The sequence below is a fragment of the Kriegella aquimaris genome (assembly GCF_900103215.1).
GTDB classification, from domain to species: domain Bacteria; phylum Bacteroidota; class Bacteroidia; order Flavobacteriales; family Flavobacteriaceae; genus Kriegella; species Kriegella aquimaris.
This window is the reverse complement of record NZ_FNGV01000005.1, coordinates 17,373-35,009: the sequence shown is the minus strand read 5'-3', so window position 1 is coordinate 35,009 and position 17,637 is coordinate 17,373. Positions and strand designations below refer to the sequence as shown.

Annotated in this window: 13 protein-coding genes; 4 read left to right on the top strand and 9 right to left on the bottom strand. The window is 38.6% G+C overall.

Annotated features, from left to right (window positions below):
- Window positions 1–155 precede the first annotated feature (155 nt).
- Together BLS33_RS11775 and BLS33_RS24850 are read left to right on the top strand one after the other, a co-directional pair.
- Window positions 156–2,639, top strand: a complete 2,484-nt coding sequence (locus BLS33_RS11775) for an OmpA family protein (protein WP_245731416.1) — start codon at window positions 156–158, stop codon at window positions 2,637–2,639.
- A gap of 457 nt (window positions 2,640–3,096) precedes the next feature.
- Window positions 3,097–3,267, top strand: a complete 171-nt coding sequence (locus BLS33_RS24850) for a DUF6747 family protein (protein ID WP_176801380.1) — start codon at window positions 3,097–3,099, stop codon at window positions 3,265–3,267.
- A gap of 84 nt (window positions 3,268–3,351) precedes the next feature.
- Here the strand turns inward: BLS33_RS24850 and BLS33_RS11770 are convergent, their stop codons facing one another.
- From BLS33_RS11770 to BLS33_RS11760, 3 genes are all read right to left on the bottom strand, one after another.
- Window positions 3,352–4,350 carry a DUF4837 family protein gene (locus tag BLS33_RS11770; protein ID WP_089888993.1) on the bottom strand — a complete coding sequence of 333 codons (999 nt, stop codon included), beginning with the start codon at window positions 4,348–4,350 and terminating at the stop codon, window positions 3,352–3,354.
- A 118-nt stretch (window positions 4,351–4,468) separates the two neighbouring features.
- Entirely contained in the window at window positions 4,469–6,127 is a 1,659-nt protein-coding gene (locus BLS33_RS11765) for a lytic transglycosylase domain-containing protein (RefSeq protein ID WP_089888989.1), read from the bottom strand.
- Window positions 6,128–6,244: 117 nt separating this feature from the next.
- On the bottom strand, window positions 6,245–7,435 hold the full coding sequence (locus BLS33_RS11760) for a phosphoglycerate kinase (RefSeq protein ID WP_089888984.1): 1,191 nt from the start codon (window positions 7,433–7,435) through the stop codon (window positions 6,245–6,247).
- Window positions 7,436–7,548: 113 nt separating this feature from the next.
- Here BLS33_RS11760 and holB point away from each other — a divergent pair, with 113 nt between their 5' ends.
- Window positions 7,549–8,700 carry a DNA polymerase III subunit delta' gene (gene holB, locus BLS33_RS11755; protein ID WP_089888981.1) on the top strand — a complete coding sequence of 384 codons (1,152 nt, stop codon included), beginning with the start codon at window positions 7,549–7,551 and terminating at the stop codon, window positions 8,698–8,700.
- 102 nt (window positions 8,701–8,802) lie between these two features.
- Entirely contained in the window at window positions 8,803–9,201 is a 399-nt protein-coding gene (locus BLS33_RS11750) for a DoxX family protein (RefSeq protein WP_089888977.1), read from the top strand.
- A 59-nt stretch (window positions 9,202–9,260) separates the two neighbouring features.
- Here BLS33_RS11750 and BLS33_RS11745 read toward each other — a convergent pair whose 3' ends face one another.
- From BLS33_RS11745 to BLS33_RS11720, 6 genes are all read right to left on the bottom strand, one after another.
- Window positions 9,261–9,767 carry an OmpH/Skp family outer membrane protein gene (locus BLS33_RS11745; protein ID WP_089888971.1) on the bottom strand — a complete coding sequence of 169 codons (507 nt, stop codon included), beginning with the start codon at window positions 9,765–9,767 and terminating at the stop codon, window positions 9,261–9,263.
- 292 nt (window positions 9,768–10,059) lie between these two features.
- Complete coding sequence (locus BLS33_RS11740) at window positions 10,060–10,887, bottom strand: class I SAM-dependent methyltransferase (RefSeq protein WP_089888968.1); 828 nt, start codon at window positions 10,885–10,887, stop codon at window positions 10,060–10,062.
- A complete protein-coding gene (locus tag BLS33_RS11735; RefSeq protein ID WP_089888965.1) occupies window positions 10,865–11,428 on the bottom strand; it encodes a hypothetical protein in 564 nt (187 codons plus the stop codon). Before BLS33_RS11735 ends, BLS33_RS11740 begins: the two co-directional genes overlap by 23 nt.
- A 232-nt stretch (window positions 11,429–11,660) precedes the next feature.
- Complete coding sequence (mnmG, locus tag BLS33_RS11730; protein WP_089888962.1) at window positions 11,661–13,529, bottom strand: tRNA uridine-5-carboxymethylaminomethyl(34) synthesis enzyme MnmG; 1,869 nt, start codon at window positions 13,527–13,529, stop codon at window positions 11,661–11,663.
- Window positions 13,530–13,634: 105 nt separating this feature from the next.
- A complete protein-coding gene (gene ybeY / locus BLS33_RS11725) occupies window positions 13,635–14,054 on the bottom strand; it encodes an rRNA maturation RNase YbeY (protein ID WP_089888959.1) in 420 nt (139 codons plus the stop codon).
- On the bottom strand, window positions 14,047–17,457 hold the full coding sequence (locus BLS33_RS11720) for a DUF4175 family protein (RefSeq protein ID WP_245731414.1): 3,411 nt from the start codon (window positions 17,455–17,457) through the stop codon (window positions 14,047–14,049). The genes ybeY and BLS33_RS11720 overlap by 8 nt, the downstream gene beginning before the upstream one ends.
- Window positions 17,458–17,637: the final 180 nt, after the last annotated feature.

Here is a 17,637-nt window from a genome sequence, read left to right as displayed (position 1 = left end):
ACATAAATTTTTGAAACTAAAGGTGAGCTACTGTCACTATAATCATAAGCTGTTGGCGGTCATTGTTAAAGGGACTCGTGAACTTTCACAAGTTGCCATCATCAATCTAGGGAACCCTATTTAATTACACGAGATTTTTTCGAATATCCCAAATCATGAAAAAACTTATTACGGCGTATTTTTTTTTAGCGGTCTTAGGATTGACTGCACAAACAACCTCCGAAACTAGTCTCGTGCTTGCGAGCAATACGGAAAATATGCAGGTACCATTGGATACAGATCCAATTTCAATAGATGAGACTTTTGAAGCCGCTGCCGATAGAAATGAAATACCCCATAGGAAACTCACAAATCTAGCGGGCGTCGAGGAGGGATATTATATTATCACTGGCGTTTTTGGTCATGGGAAAAACCTTAGAAGAGCACTTCGAAAATTGAAAAAAAAGTATGCTGCCCCAGGATTTATTAATAATCCTGAAAACAATCTCAACTACGTCTACGCACAGTACCACCCCTTTGGCATTGAGGCGGTAGAAGCCTGTGTATCGACCGTAAACCCAAAAAGTAAAGACAAATGGATTTTGGAGGTAGAGGGAAAAACTGAAGAAAAAGAGATACCGACAGTTCAAAATAAAGAATCCTTAAAGGAATTAAGCAATTCCATTGAAAATAACACGAAAAAGTCTTCAGACAATGCCTCGGTCAAAGCGAATAATAATGTATCCCCGGCTAAAAGTAAATTATTACATCGGGCCGACCAGTATTTTAACAAAATGTGGTATGCCGAAGCCGCTAAACTTTATGAAGAAGTTCTAAAAAAAGGAAAACAAAATTATTCTTTTGAAGTTATTCGAAAAGCTGCCGATGCCCATTATCTCAATACCAATATGGAAAAGGCCCTACAGTGGTATGATTTTCTATATGAGAACTATAAAGATGATATGTCGGCGGATAACATATTCAGATATGCTCATTCCTTAAAGGGTACGGGCAAATATGCTAGGTCTAAACGTCTGATGCGTTTGTATGGTAAAAAAACCAAGAATGAGGATACTGCGAAAACCGATTATACAAATTCACGTACGTCAAATGAAGTTGTTCTAGACAACATTTTGAAGACAGAACACACCATGGAGATAAAGAATTTGGCAATCAATTCTAAATATTCCGAATTTTCTCCAATGTTCTTTGATACCGACAAAGTTGTTTTTTCTTCAGCCAAAGATTCTTCCTTTTTCAATACGCGTCGATACAAATGGAACGACCAACCCTACTTGGATCTGTATGTTGCTAAAATAAACGAGGAATCACAGGATTTAAAAGAGGCCATAAAATTTTCTAAAAAAATTAACACGAAGTACCACGAAGCTTCAGTCACTTTTTCTCCTGACAACACAACGCTTTATTTTACGCGCAACAACTATGGCAAAAAATTGAAACGCGATAAAAATGGGGTGAACCACTTAAAAATATACCGGTCGACAAAGGTTGACGGAGAGTGGACGGAAGCCGTTGAGTTGCCCTTTAATAGCGACAATTATTCAACAGGCCACCCTGCCTTGAGCCCTGATGGCAAAAAACTGTATTTTGTGTCCGACATGCCTGGAAGCATCGGTATGAGTGATATTTTCGTTGTCGATGTCTTAGAGAACGGAACTTTTTCCAAGCCAATGAACCTCGGGCCGAATGTGAATACCGAAAAAAGGGAGATGTTCCCGTTCATAAGTGACAAAAAACTCTACTTTTCTTCTGATGGCCACACAGGCATAGGGGGGCTCGACATTTTTAAGGCGGCCTATAACGAAACAGATGGGTTTCAACCAGCAATAAACTTGGGAAAACCAATCAATAGCAAATTGGATGATTTTTCATATATAGTGAACGAAGAGACCCAAAAAGGCTTCTTTGCATCCAATCGATCTGGCGGAAAAGGAGATGACGACATTTATTCCTTCAGAACTCCTCTGGTCGAAGAAATTCCTGAGAATCTAAACGTCATTGCCGGCGTAATTACCGAACGACAAACCGGCACAGTCATGCCAGAGGCGTTGGTTCAATTATTCGACGAGAATAATATCAAGTTAAAAGAAATGCTAACCGAAGATGATGGCAGTTTTGTTTTTGAAGATCTACAGAACAACACCAAGTATACCCTAAAAACCATTTATGGTCAATATTTTGACGATGAAAGAGCTGTTGTTACGAAAGAAAATGAAACAATAAGCGTCGACATCTCCCTTAAGAGATTAAAGGAGATGATTGCTATCGAAGATGGTATCAAAAAATTAAAAACCGAAATGATCCATTTTGATTTTGACAAATCATATATAAGAAAAGATGCGGCTATAGAACTTGATAAGCTGGTTGATGTAATGAATGAGTATCCTCAAATGACCATCAAGATAGAATCGCACACCGATTCTAGAGGAGCAAAATCGTATAACGAATATCTGTCGGACAAGCGTGCCAAATCAACGCGAGATTATATTATTTCGAAGGGTATTGACTCTGAACGCATTGAAAGTGCGATAGGTTATGGTGAAAATCGATTGCTCAACGAGTGTAATGGAAAAATAAGGTGTAGTGAGGCCAATCATTACCTCAATCGAAGATCTGAATTCATAATCACGAACATGTAAAAGTTTAAAACCTAGCATTGTAGATACGATGGTAATCAGGTGTAGCCGTTGAATATAACTAAGGCCAGCGGCCTTTCTATTGGTATTGGGTACTTTTTTTATTACTAATGTAGTCCCTGATGGTTTTTTATCGCTATTGATATCACTATATCATTTCAATGATTATCATCTTTGTGGCTAAATGATGAAGTACATATTATTAGTCACTTTCACTGTTTTTCCCCTCAATCAAGTTCTCCCTAAATACTTTATTAAGTACTGTTCTTTACCCTTTAGTGCTACATTATAGTCCTTTCTTAATCTCGGTCAAATGTGGTTCGCCTAGGAAATCACGCAGATAATCTGATGTGCTAATTCTGATAGGTTTAATGTCCGTCTTTTTTAGTCTTTTGTCTAATTTATTTAAGCTAAGCTTTAATAAGCCCCAACTTTGTACTTTAATTTCAAAATTATATGTATGAAAAATTTACTACTTGTTAGAGAGATTTATGTGGATGCATTTAAAGATTGGACCTTTAAGATGCTTAGGAAGTATTTTAAAGTATTCTCTTGGATTTGTTTTTCATTAATCGCAATTGCAGCATATGCATTAATTTACAGAATTGCCACAGGCTTTGCCTTTGATTAATGAGAAAATGTATACATCGAACTAAAAAGGCCCTTACATCGTATGTATGGGCCTTTTTTTAGGAAAGAAGATAAGTCTTTACACCTATTTTTTTTGACTATGGAATTTTACTGTTTTTAGAATTGCCTCCAATTGAAACATATCATCCCGTTTATTGGTTGCAGGAGCGAACGTAAAGCCTTCCAGTACCAGAATTCTATCATTTTCTTTATCGTTTATAATATAGCTTATAAAGGGTCCGGCCATGGGGTAATTTTTAACATCCCAAATGCCCCTAACCTCAACCGCTTTCCTACCTGCTATTTCTACTGGGAAAATTGCTGGTGAAAAAGCTGGTTCCGTTCGCATGTAGGTTACTTTGCCCTTAACATCAGGTCCAGGAATATATTTCTGCCCAATCGAGTCTCGCATACGCACAATATCCTTTACCAAAGTGGAGTCATTCTTAAAGCTGTCTGAGGGCATGCTGTAAGCAATAATGTTCATATTGCCTTTTTGAATCTCACGAGCGATCCAAACAAAATTGTCTTGTTGTTTGTCTATCCTGTAAATGGAAGGCAAGTCTATAGAGATCCCAAACTTTTCTTCCAAGGCTTTTTCCTTGTTCAAGGATTTTAAAAAATTCTTTTGTGATACTTCTAACTCTAATTCTTTAAAAGCAGTGATAATTTCATCGGCCTTCTCATCTATATTTTCGATAATTTCTTTCTCTGTTGTACCTTTTATCACACCAATTTTCTGGGGAGAGGCATATAAATCTGTTTTTATATGAGCAACATTCAAGGTGTCTTTTTGAACGTATAGTACTAAACGCCTGTTACGGGTAGTGCCGGTAAACACCCTTTTGGGCATCTGTTCAATAGTAAATAACGGTTCATCTTGTGTAAGTACCATGACGGGGGCGGCAAAATGCTCCCTTATTTTGTCACCGACCTCCCCTTGCCATAGTTCGGTATCCATGACGACGGCCAGTGAATTGATGGCCCCGATGGAATTGGGTTTGTAGTTTTTTTGATTTTCGTCTTTACAGGAAACGATGGCTACTAAAAATAGTAGTATACAAAGAAATTGGATTTTTTTCATCTTGCGTGTTCACTTTTGCTTTATAATGGGTTGGTTTTGGATATTAAAATCCAAAAATGGTTACCACCAAAATCGTTCCAAACCAACAAATTTTAACAAGAATTTTAAATCTTTTTGCTTAGGAAGAACATTCGCAGAGCTTCAACTTGGTTCCCGGTCTCAAGTTGCTACTGTTGAGCCCGTTCCACTTCTTAAGGTTATCGACACTTATACCCGGATACTTTTTTGAAATTGTCCAAAGGGAGTCACCACTCTGAACTGTATGTATCTTCGTGCCTGGAGGGAAAGATTGATTTTTTGAAACTGCAGCCGTACTATTTGTTGAAATGGAGCTGGCCCCATTCTTTCTAGGAAAAATGGTCAACCGCTGACCCACTCTCAAATTGTTGCTTCTAAGACCGTTCCACTGTTTAATTTGGCTCACTCCCACGTCATAGCGCTCAGCGATTCTTCCAAGAAAATCACCACTTTGCACCCTATATCGAATTCTATTTTCTTCTGCCTCTTTTACCAATTGCGGTAAGGCACTTTCTTTACTTTTGAGCTCCTTTTCAATGTGCGCATAAATCGCAGCTTCATTCGTCACAAATTTTCCAATGGAAGACTTTGGTAGTCGCAGCGCGTAATCTTTTCCATCTATATAAGGAATGACATTCAATTTGTAGGATGGGTTCAAAATTTGCAACTCTTCCTTGCTGACATCTACCAATTCAGCAATCTGGTCAAAGGTAATCAAGCTCTTTACATGAATGGTATCGGTTTCAAAATAGGGCCTGTCTACTTTTCTCTTCCTTAAATTGTGCTCTTCTGCATATTCAAAAATATACATGGCAGCCAAAAATGCCGGTACGTAGCCTGCAGTTTCTCGCGGAAGGTTTCTTCGTATGTTCCAATAATTTCTATGCCCTCCCGATCGACGTATTGCCTTGTTCACATTTCCTGGGCCAGAATTATAGGCAGCTAATGCCAAATCCCAATCTCCAAAAATTTCATACAGTTTCGACAAGAATTTACAAGCGGCCTCTGTTGATTTAATAGGGTCACTACGTTCATCTACATAACTGGTTACATCTAGGTCGTACTGTTTTCCCGTTCCGTACATGAATTGCCACAATCCCGTAGCCCCTACTCGCGATCTTGCTCTTGGATTCAATGCCGATTCTACAATAGACAAGTACTTCATTTCCAGTGGAATGTCGTAATTATCAAATTGCTGTTCGAATAAGGGGAAATAAAACTGGCTTGCAGTAAGCATGCGCTCCATCAAGCCTCTCTTTCGTGTCAAAAATGATTTGATAACATTTTCCAAAGACGGGTTATAGACAACATTGAAAGGAGTCTTTTGATTCAACTTCTGAAGTCTCAGCTTTAAGGTGTCGGTAGGCAGATCATACTCATATTCCGTTTCAGTATCCAAATCCATTATCTCGTAATACATGCTGTTCGAGAGCCCTGCATACTCATACAGTTCCCTCATCCACAAGCTATCAAATTTGGCGGCTTCGGCATGATCCTCTAAATTATACTTACTGTTTATTGTGTCCTTAAGCAGAACCAATGGATTATCTACAAGCGTGGTATCGGCTTGCATAAGTTCCATCTGTTTAACTCCCTCCATATCCATCGCCAACGTATCGACCGCAACTTCATTGACCGCTACTGAAGACTTTGATGTATTCGCAGAAACTGGAATGGAGTCAATCTTTTGTGCCGTAACACTGAATATTACGGTAAAAAGTAAAAACAGAAATAAGAAATTTTTTCCTTTTGATATCATAGACAATCTAATATAGGGGAAGCCTAACGAAAATCGTGTTTTTTTCTGATAAAATAAAATTTTGTTTATCAAAAATCCCTCGATGTATCGCCGGCCTGTTTATCGATAACGTCTTTATTATTCGATTATTGCAGCGATTCCGGGCAAGGTTTTACCTTCCAGGCTTTCAAGCATCGCACCACCCCCGGTAGAAACATAACTGACCTTGTTTTCAAATCCGAATTGTTTTACCGCCGCAACCGAATCGCCACCGCCGACGAGTGAAAAAGCACCATTCTTGGTCGCTTCATCAATATAATTTCCTAAAGCGATAGTACCCTTAGCAAAATTTTCCATTTCAAAAACTCCTATGGGACCGTTCCATAAAATAGTTTTTGATTTAAGAATTACCTCTTTAAATTGCTTTAATGTTTCTGGTCCCGCATCAAGTCCTTGCCATCCGTCGGGTATCTCATCAACTGGTAAAACTTTGATTTCAGCATCGTTCGAGAAATCATTGGCCGCCACAACATCAACGGGAATATGAACTTCGACTCCTTTCTCTTTGGCCTGTTTTAGAATATCAAGTGCCAAATCCATCTTATCATCTTCGCAAATAGAGTCTCCTACTTGACCGCCCTGAGCCTTAACGAAGGTGTAGGTCATTCCACCACCGATGATCAAGTGATTTACTTTGTCCAAAATATTTTCTATAATCGTAATCTTAGAAGAAACTTTTGCTCCGCCCAATATGGCCAATACCGGTTTTTCGCCAGTTCGCATTACTTTTTCAATAGCTTCAATTTCCTTGGCCAACAGGTACCCAAAACATTTGTGTTCAGGAAAAAACTGAGCCACAATAGTTGTTGAGGCATGTGCCCTATGAGCCGTTCCGAAAGCATCATTTACATAAATATCCCCTAATCGAGAAAGTTGTTCTGCGAAATCTTTATCACCTTTTTCCTCACCTGCATGAAAACGTAGATTTTCTAACATTAGCACCTCACCTGATTTTAATTCGGTAGCCGCCTTCTCCACACTTTCTCCCACACAATCATCTACAAATTTCACTTGAACCCCGATGATTTCAGAAACCTTATCAACGATGTGGCGTAACGAAAAATCTGGGTTGCGCTGTCCTTTGGGTCTTCCTAAATGACTCATTAATATAGCACTTCCGCCATCTTCCAATACCTTGATGATAGTGGGTTTTGCCGCTTCAATACGGTTGGTGTCCGTTACTTTAAATTCGTCATCAAGGGGTACATTGAAATCGACTCGAATCAATGCCTTCTTGTTTTTAAAATTGATATCATCAATAGTTTTCATAGGGTCGTTTTTTAGATAGGATCAAATGTAAAGATTTATGTCGTTTAGAGGAAGAGGGTCAGGCTTTTATTTAATGACGCCTAGTATTTCTCTAAATACTCTATATTTGAACCATGTTGTTCAGCGATGTTTTAGGACTCTCCCACATTAAAAATCATTTGGTTCAAAGTGCCGATATGGGACGTATTCCGCATGCCCAATTGTTTATCGGACCTGAAGGGTGTGGAGCCCTGCCTATGGCACTTGCCTATGCCCAATATCTTATATGCAGGAACGAAGGAGGAGAGAACCAAGGTGCAAATCAAGCGTGCAACGTTAAGTTCAATGCACTTTCCCATCCAGATATGCATTTTGCTTTCCCGGTGGCCACCTCGGAAAAAATAAAGAAAAATCCAGTTAGTGACCATTACATGCAAGAATGGCGACAGTTTGTAAAAGAACAACCGTACGGAAATCTTTTTGACTGGTACCAAATGATCGGTATTGAAAAAAAACAAGGTCAAATCGGCGTTGACGAAGCTCAAGACATTGTCAAAAAGCTCTCATTAAAAGCTTATGAGGGTGGCTATAAGGTAATGCTCGTTTGGATGGCAGAAAAGATGAATCCCGCATCAGCCAATAAACTACTTAAGCTTATAGAAGAGCCCCCGGAAAAGACGGTTTTTCTTTTGATTGCGGAAGATGAAGAACAAATTCTGCAAACCATACGGTCTCGTTGCCAACAATTGCTTTTCCCCCCATTGGCAGAAGAAGCCATGGCAACTGCATTGGTTGAAAAGGGTGCTACGAGGGATGAAGCCCTTCGTCTTGCGCATGAAGCAAATGGTAATTTCAATAAAGCCTTGGATTTGATGAACCACGATTCAGAAGATCTTGTTTTCGAAAAATGGTTCGTTCAGTGGGTACGCAGTGCTTTTAAAGCAAAGGGAAACAAAGCGGCCATTCACGACCTTATTCTTTGGAGTGAGGAAGTTGCTAAAACCGGACGTGAGACCCAAAAGAAATTTTTGCATTACTGCCTGGTTCTTATGCGTCAAGCGATGCTTATCAACTTTAAGGTATCTAAGCTGGCCTATATGAAAATACATGTTGATGGTTTTCAGTTGGAGAAATTCGCGCCTTTTGTACATGAGAATAATATTCAGAACATCGTACAAGAGCTGGAAGACGCCATATATCATATTGAACGCAACGGAAATTCAAAAATAATTTTGACCGATTTATCGATCAAACTGACCAGATTATTGCATAAGAAAGCGGCATAAAATTTAGCATATTTCTGAAAATTACTTGATACTAAAATCATATTAGACAACTATTTCAGCCATCATACATTGGCCAAATAGTACCAACCAAAAATAAATTATATGGAAAATTTGCTTAGCAAAGCCACTGAAATTCTTTTGCTTCTATTTCTAATAATAACTTTTTTACAGAGTGGAATTGATAAAATATTTGATTGGAACGGTAACCTTACTTGGCTGAAAGAGCATTTCGAAGAATCACCCCTGGGTAACATTGTGCCTTTTTTGTTGGGCACTGTACTCTTATCAGAAATGGCTGCCGGCATTTTATGTGCTGTCGGACTTTATCAAATTGTGATTATGGGCAAGAGTTCAATTGCACTATACGGAGCCATATTATCATGCTTATCACTATTGATGCTGCTATTTGGCCAACGAATGGTAAAAGATTATGAAGGTGCCAAGACTATAGCAGTCTACTTTATTCCTGCTATTTTGTTAGTGTATATTCTACAGTTATAAATTAAAAAGCCACGATTCTTTTAGAATCGTGGCTTTTTAATTTAAACTCGGAAATCGTTTTATTTTTTATACTTGTCATTTAATATTTTGACAATTTCGTCGGTAAGATCATTGGCATCTGTACCATAAAGTACGCTGCCGCCATCTCCGCCGCCAAGAATGTAAGTATAGCCATTTGCTTTTCCGTAAGCTGTAATCTCACTTTTCACCTTACTAACGATACTATCCATTTGAACCTGACCTTCAGCTTGTAATTGTTGGTCTTGCATTTGCAATTGTTGCCCGATTTGCTGACCACGCTGCTGCATTTCACCATACTCTTCTTGGGCTTTCTGTTGTGACATTTTCTGAGCTTTTGCCTGAAATGCCTGAGCCTCCATTTGAAAAGCTTGCGAAATACTATCACGTTTTTTCGCCAATGCATCTGCCTTGACCTTAAATTTAGCCTCTACATCAATTTTTTCTTGATAATCGTCCATCAGTTTTAAATTGTCCACATAACCGATTTTACTTTGCTCACAAGAAAGTATCCCTAAGACCATCAGGGCCAAAAATAATTTTTTCATGTTTTTGTTTTTTTATTTCCTAATTATGGAAATCCGTTTTTTGTGGCGCAAAAATAGGAAAGCTTTTTGGAATTGATACTAAACGATTCGTTTTAATCTAAAGAGGGCTAATCTATCCAATTATTCTAAAATGTAGCGCTATAGGCAATTTTTATACTATAAACATTATCTCATCGGTTTACTCTATCGAAAAGGGCTTCGAAAAACCATCTCTAATTGACAATCACGTTTTTTACGGGCTACGTGCCATCTAAGGCGCTCAAAGGCGCTTAGAACTCGTTAAAATGAGTAATTAAGCTTTTTTAAGCACGTAAATCAGTGATGAATACTCTTTGGTCGTCCAGGCACTGATGTTCGAACGAAGTCCAACTTGAAAAGCTCTTAAATAATTTGTCTTGCCTGTTTTGTATTTCTCTGACAAGAGTGCTACATAGAATGCATCAAAAATCATCGGTCGAGTTTCGACTACCTCCATTCCATATTTATGGAATAGTTTTTTAATTGCCGTTCTGGAGAAATGCCAAAGATGTCTAGGAACATCATAGGCCGCCCATGATTCTTTGTAATGTTTTGCATCATAGGAATTAAAGTTAGGCACGGCAATGACCAAAGCCCCTCTTTCCTCCAGCAGCGATATCATTTTTAAAATTTGGTTCTCAAGATCGGGCAAATGCTCCAACACATGCCATAAGGTGATTACTTTGTATTTTCGATGCATTAGAGATTCTAAATCTGGGGATAAAGCGACCGATTTTTGAAATGCCCTATTCCTGGCTTCTGAGTTAGGCTCTACTCCTGATATAGTCCATCCCTTCTGTGCCGCAGCAAACAAAAAATCTCCAGTTCCTGCACCAATATCTAAAATGGATTTATCATCTTGAACATATCGATCCACCAATTTAACCTTCTGGAATAAAGTAACCCTTTTCACGAATTGATACATTTTATCGAGTAGGGATTTTTTGGAATCGGAATGAGAAATGTAATTTTCACTTTGATAGTATCGATCTATCTCCTTTGGCTGAGGTTTGGTAATTAGCATTTCCAACTCAGGATGCTGCACAAGCCCAAATTCTTCTTGGCTTACGGAATAGTCCTTAGTTTTTAAATATAACTTCATTGTAATTGTGGGTAGCGAGGTACTCTTTTTTTAGTGTCGAAAGATACTTCAAAACTACTTCTCTAGAAAGTGAATTCGCATTCAGACAATCTTTTTCCGTATCTGAATAAACCTCCATAGCAATATACCAGTTTTCCTTCCTTATCAGTTCTTGACCGTTAAAATGTTTCTCTTCATCTTCACTTTTAATAAGCTTATTCGCGATGGCGTTAGTTAACCCTGGAACCAAATTTAAGGTCTTATCAGAAATTTCAACCTCATAAAACGCAAAAAAATATTGCCCTCCATCTATTACAAACGGTACATCGTCATACACATTTTCGCCGTCAAGCTGAAATTTAGTATTCACATAATCGTAAAAGTGATTTGAGGGCTTTGGGTCATTGAAGATAAAAATTTGCCGCCTTGACAAACTTCGCTTGAACTTCTTACCCTTAACCAACTTATAATCTCCGATGCTAGGTGCGATGCGCACAGGAATACATGAGCAGAAAGAATGCATTAAAAAAAATAAACCAATGGCAGCAATTATGTAACGCATTCGAAATTGGATTGACACTTTGAAACAGGAATATCAAAAATCACACCATTTTCAGCTAACCCGGGAAAGAAATGTGACGGAAAGGCACATCACAAAAAATAACCATTCTCCACATACACCTTACAATGTGCCTTTCAAAAGGAAATAGCCAGCCTCTAAAAGCTATTCGAGCATAGAAAATGCACTTCTAAACGGTTAAAAACTCAAGATGTTCCACGTGGAACACGCCGAATCACCTCCCTAAAAAAACCAGCAAAACACTAATATCGGAAGGATTGACACCACTTACCCTAGCTGCCTGGGCAATGGTTACCGGTCGTATTGACGCCAATTTTTCCCTTGCTTCAAACGACAAGGACTTCAACTTCGAATAATCAAAGTCGTCAGGAATCTTAACATTTTCCAATCGTTGCAACTTGTCTGCATTGTTTTTTTCCTTTTCAATATAACCCGCGTATTTAACCTGAATCTCCGCTTGTTCCAAAACCTCTCGGCCAAGGTTGTTGTCTTTCACAAAACCGGAAACAGATTCCAATTGAAGCATGTGATCCATAGAAACTTTCGGTCTAGAAAACACTTTGAACATTTTATCGGATTGCTTGACCAGTGATGAATTCAAACCTTCTAAAATGGGATTAATGTCAGAAGGCAAAACACTTGTGTCCTTAAAAAATTTAACAAAAGCCTTTGACTTACGCTCCTTATCCTCCATCTTTCGGAGCCTCTCTTCTTTAGCCAACCCTATGGCAAAACTTTTAGGAGTTAGTCTCAAGTCGGCATTATCTTGACGAAGTAACGTTCGATACTCAGCCCGGGAAGTAAACATTCGATAGGGCTCTTCAGTACCTTTCGTAATAAGATCGTCTATTAAAACACCGATATAGGCTTCATCCCTTTGTAAAATAAATGGGTCTAAGCCCTGTATTTTTTGATGCGCATTTATACCCGCCATCAGCCCTTGTGATGCGGCCTCTTCATAACCCGTAGTTCCGTTAATTTGCCCTGCGAAATATAAGTTTTCTACCAACTTAGTTTCCAATGTATGTTTTAATTGGGTGGGCGGAAAATAATCGTACTCTATGGCATAGCCAGGTCTAAAAAATTTCACCTTTTCAAAACCCTTCACCGATCTCAACGCTTTAAATTGTACATCCTCTGGCAACGAAGTTGAAAATCCATTGACGTACACCTCCACTGTTTTCCAACCTTCAGGTTCAACAAAAAGCTGGTGACTATCCTTATCGGCAAAGCGATTAATCTTGTCCTCTATTGACGGGCAATATCTAGGCCCTATACTCTTTATTCGACCATTGAACATAGGTGAACGGTCAAACCCCTCTCGCAATACATCGTGCACTAAAGCACTCGTATGTGTCATATGACAATCACGTTGAACACTTAAAGCAGCGGTATCTAAATAAGAAAACTTCTCTGGAATTTCATCCCCAGGCTGGGGAATCATAACCGAATAATCCAATGAACGGCCATCTACTCTTGGCGGTGTTCCCGTCTTCATTCGACCACTATCAAAACCTAGTTCAACCAACTGTTCCGTAATTCCGGTCGAGGCCTTCTCTCCGGCACGACCACCACCTAATTGCCGATCTCCGATATGGATAAGACCATTTAAAAAAGTACCGTTCGTCAAAATAACAGCCTTTGATTTAATCTCAATTCCTAGGGAGGTTTTAACCCCGGCCACCTTACCGTTCTCCACAAGCAGTCCACTCACCATCTCTTGATAAAAATCGACTTTTGGAGTATTCTCTAGCGCCAAACGCCACTCTTCAGCAAACCTCATCCGATCATTTTGAGCACGTGGGCTCCACATCGCAGGCCCCTTGGATTTGTTCAGCATTTTAAATTGAATGGCAGATTTATCGGTTACGATTCCACTATACCCACCGAGCGCATCAATTTCTCTTACTATTTGCCCTTTGGCAATTCCGCCCATCGCGGGATTGCAAGACATTTGACCAATATTCTGCAAGTTCATTGTTACCAACAAAGTTCTTGACCCCATATTGGCCGCTGCAGCCGCAGCTTCAGCCCCAGCATGTCCACCCCCAACTACTATTACATCATATTCATCTGCGAACATATTCCTTAAATTTTTATTGATATTCAATGGGACTTCCCACAAAGAAAATATTAACTGCTTTTATAAAATTGAAAAATTCGAGCCTGTAACGTCTACGCCAAATATTTATTGTTCCACGTGGAACAATTCAATTTTTTCTTCTTCTTTTAAACGCATTCGCTTGCTTTCATCTACTGTCTTATCGCCATAACCCAAAAGGTGAAGTATGCCATGAGACATCACCCGTAGCATTTCAACATCAAAACCTTGCCCAAAAGATGCGGCATTCTCCCGCACCCTATCTAACGAAATAAAAACATCCCCAGTGATACTCCCACCATCAGAATAGTCAAACGTTAAAATATCTGTAAAAGTGTCATGTGATAAATACTGTCGATTCATTTGCAGCAAATAATCATCAGAACAAAAAATATAATTCAAATGACCTAAAATAGCGCCCTCTGACTCCAGTATCCTACTTATCCACTCGGAAAAGTCGGTTTCTCTTTTCAATACAAAATCTACTTCGTAATGATACTCAATCATTTTTCTTAAAATACTCTTTAACTTTATTCTGAAAATTTTGGCGCAAAGGTAACCCCTCCCGATTTAAAATCTCTACTTCGTTTCGATAATTCTTTAGTTGCTCAGGCTTTACCAAAATAGAGTTCTGATATCTATTGAGATTCGAATTGCTTTCCCTTTCGCTTTTCTTACCTTGTTTTAGTGCCGCGTTTTCCAATTTTAAAAGCTCATATGCTATAGTATTAATTTTATTCAGCCCAGATGGGGTAACTCCATTCTCTAGCAAATCGTCTTGAAAATCTTCCATTTGCCGCACCAACTTCTCACCCAATTTTCTGTCTGAATTATTAATCATATCATTCAATTGCTGCTCCAATTTTTCTCGTAATATTTGTTGCTGCTTATAAATCTCATAAATCTCTTTTAACTCTTGCTCTCCCAGCCCTGTTTGACCTTGCTCTTGATTTTCTGAAGCACCACTTCCCTCCCCATCACCTTGTTTCTTTGAACCACTACCTTTTTCACCATCTCCTTCTTTACCTACAACACCGTCATCACCTTTACCTTGCTTCCCTTCTCCCTCTTCATTACCTTGACCTTCTTTATTTCCTTTTCCATTGGCCCCCTCTCCTTCACCATCTTTGGGCTTACCTTTACCAGATTGACCCATTCCCTCCATCTTCTCTTTCAACTCACCCTGACCTTTAATAATATCGGATAATTGAAAATCTTGACTCTGACCCTGGCCTTGTCCCATTTTCATACTCTGTTGCATATTATCGAGCATCGTTGCTAAAAAATCTGCCAATGTGTTCGAGGCATTGAGTACATATTTTTGATTGGAAGTCCCCTGGTAAATCTGCCCATCGGCAATACGTTCCAATGATTTATCAATATTGAAATAAACTTCGGTAATTTGTTCGTTAACTAGCTCAGAAAGTTCTGCCTGCCGTAGAGAAAGGGCAAAAAGACTATCATCAACGTGCTCAAAGAGACGCCTTAGTTCTTGTTGTTGACGAACGGTGGACGAAAAATGGGAAATGTCAGCGTCAGCGCCCTCCATACTATCGTAAAGGTTCTCTTGCTTAAATGAAAAAGTTATCAAGTTATCTAGTATCTGCCTCAACATCTCAGCATCTTCGGCCACAGAGGAATCGCTGCTACCCGAAGATGAACTTTGTTCCAGTTTCTCAGCCATTTCCTTCATCTTTTCTGCTGCCGATTTCTGCTTTTGTTTCGCCTTGTCTTCACTCTTTTGTTGCAGTTCTTCATCGGAAGCATTCTCCGCACCCTGATGCTTATTAATTTCCTCCAATGCCTCCTGTTGATCTTTCTTAATGGCCTGTTCTTTTTCAGAATCACCCTTAATGTCCATCGGCTTTTTTAAATCTTGATTATCCTTTTCCAACTCCCTCATGTCTTCAGAAAATTCTTCAAAATCAGAACTCAATTTCTTTTGCTCCTTTGTAGAAAAAGTTTCTCCTATTTTTAGTTCAGATAGAATTTCTTGACGTTCCGCCATCTTTTGCAGGTCCTTGGCCAACTGTGCTGCCTTTTCGGTAACATAATAGCGCTTTGTCAATTCTAACAACTGTTCTAGGCCTCGTTCACTATTACTTTGCTTTTTCCCCAGTTCATCTAAACGCTTAGCCAATTCTTCTTTATCCATTTTCTCCGCTATTTTTTGGAGCTGCTCTAATAATTCTTGGTTCTTACGTGCCTCAATCTCTTGACGCTCTAAACGTTCTTGCAGTAATAAATTCTCTTTATCGCTGCTTTCTACCTTGTTCAGGTTTTCCTTCAATTGCTTGCTGAACTTCTCCATCATGCTTTCCTGCTGCTGCTGCTTTTTAAGGAAATTCTTAATTTGATTCTGGTCGTTAAAATTCAACTGATTTTTCTCTTTTTGGGTTTGATTGATTTCCTTTAAAATTTCTTCCTGCTCTTTAAGTTTATCCAGTGAATTTCCCATATTATCAATAATGGATTGCTGCACTTCGAGCTCCCTGTTCTTCAATTGATTCTCATTCAACAAAGACGTTGAAAACACTTTGCTTTTAGAAGTTTTCCCGCCTCGAATAGCGTCATTATCCGTAGCTTGAAAATAGAAACTATACTCCGTATTCACATCTAAAATCAAACCTGAGGGAAAGGTGTAGTAAAACTGATCGAAATTGGAGGAATTATTTGACAAAGCTATTATCTGCCGACTTTTTGGTTCTTCAGTAGGAAAACATACAAGTTTTATACTGTTTAGTTTATAATCATCTGATGCTTCTCCCGCATAGTACGATATATTTGCATTCAACGAATCTAAAACTTGTGTTACCCTTATCTTAGGATAGCCATCTTTAATCACATTAAAATTATATGCCAATCGCTCATAATCCCTTACATTATCATTTGAGGTAACCAATTCATATGGCAAATCCGTATAGCATGTTTTTGACAGCTCAAACAAGGAATCATTAATGGAAAAAGACATAACCGTATCGCGGTTAACCAAATTAATGGTTTCCGTATTTTGACCACTAATTTTCCAAGTAACTTTGGTTCCCTCAGGAAAAGTGGCGTTACCTGTTCCTTTTAAAATTTCTGACGCCCTATTCGTATAATCGGGAAAATCGAGCTCAATTTTAAAATCTTGAATAGTCGGTGTTTTTAAGACCTCCAATTCGTATTCCCTCGAAGCTATATCATTAGCGACAAAATGAAATTTAAAATTTTTAAGGGGAGGTTTCACCGTATATGAAAAGACTCCATTCGCTTCTTGTAGCAAAGAAAGCTTCCCATTTATATGAATATAAACCGATGCCGGTTGAATGGCTCCCTCAGTATCAACAAGAATCGTATATGATTTGTTGTCTAGAACACTCAAGTCATTGGATATCAGATTAAATGTAAACGGTGCGGGTTGTTCATAAGCCAAATCATAATGTACAACGCGATCAAAAGAACGGAAAAAAGAAACCAAGTCTCCAGATATCCAAATTAACCCAAATACCAAACCCGGTACCAATAGATATTTTAAATACCGTACATTTTCCCGAAAATCGACTGCCCTGGCAAAAGGCACTCCACCCAAATTTTTAGATCGCTGTTCAATACTTGCCAATAGGAGTTCAGATCGACTTTCATCTTCAGCCAAATCCAATAGATTGTACAATTTATCCCCGACCTCTGGAAAATGCTTTCCTATCAGCAAAGAAGCATCTTTATTAGAAATCCCTCTCTTAATCCTAAAAAGATAAAATAAGGGAACAGCAATATAATTATAGAGCAGAAAGCCCTCCACCCCAATAAAAATCAAAAATAAAACCATTCGCCCCATAGAGCTGAGCCATAGAAAATACTCCAGTCCTAGAACAACTAAAAGGCAGAGAATACCGAAGGCAAAGAACAACAAGGTTCCCTTTACCAACATTTTCGTATAATGTTTCTTCGTAAAGCTTTTTAGCTTATTCAGTATGTTATTATAACTATCCAATACAATTTCACTTTATGGCTCGAACCAATTTATCTTAGAAAAATACAGAATTAAAACGCACACAGTACCAATATAGTTGTTGTCATAAATTTAAGTAACAAAAAATTGTTAAAAAGC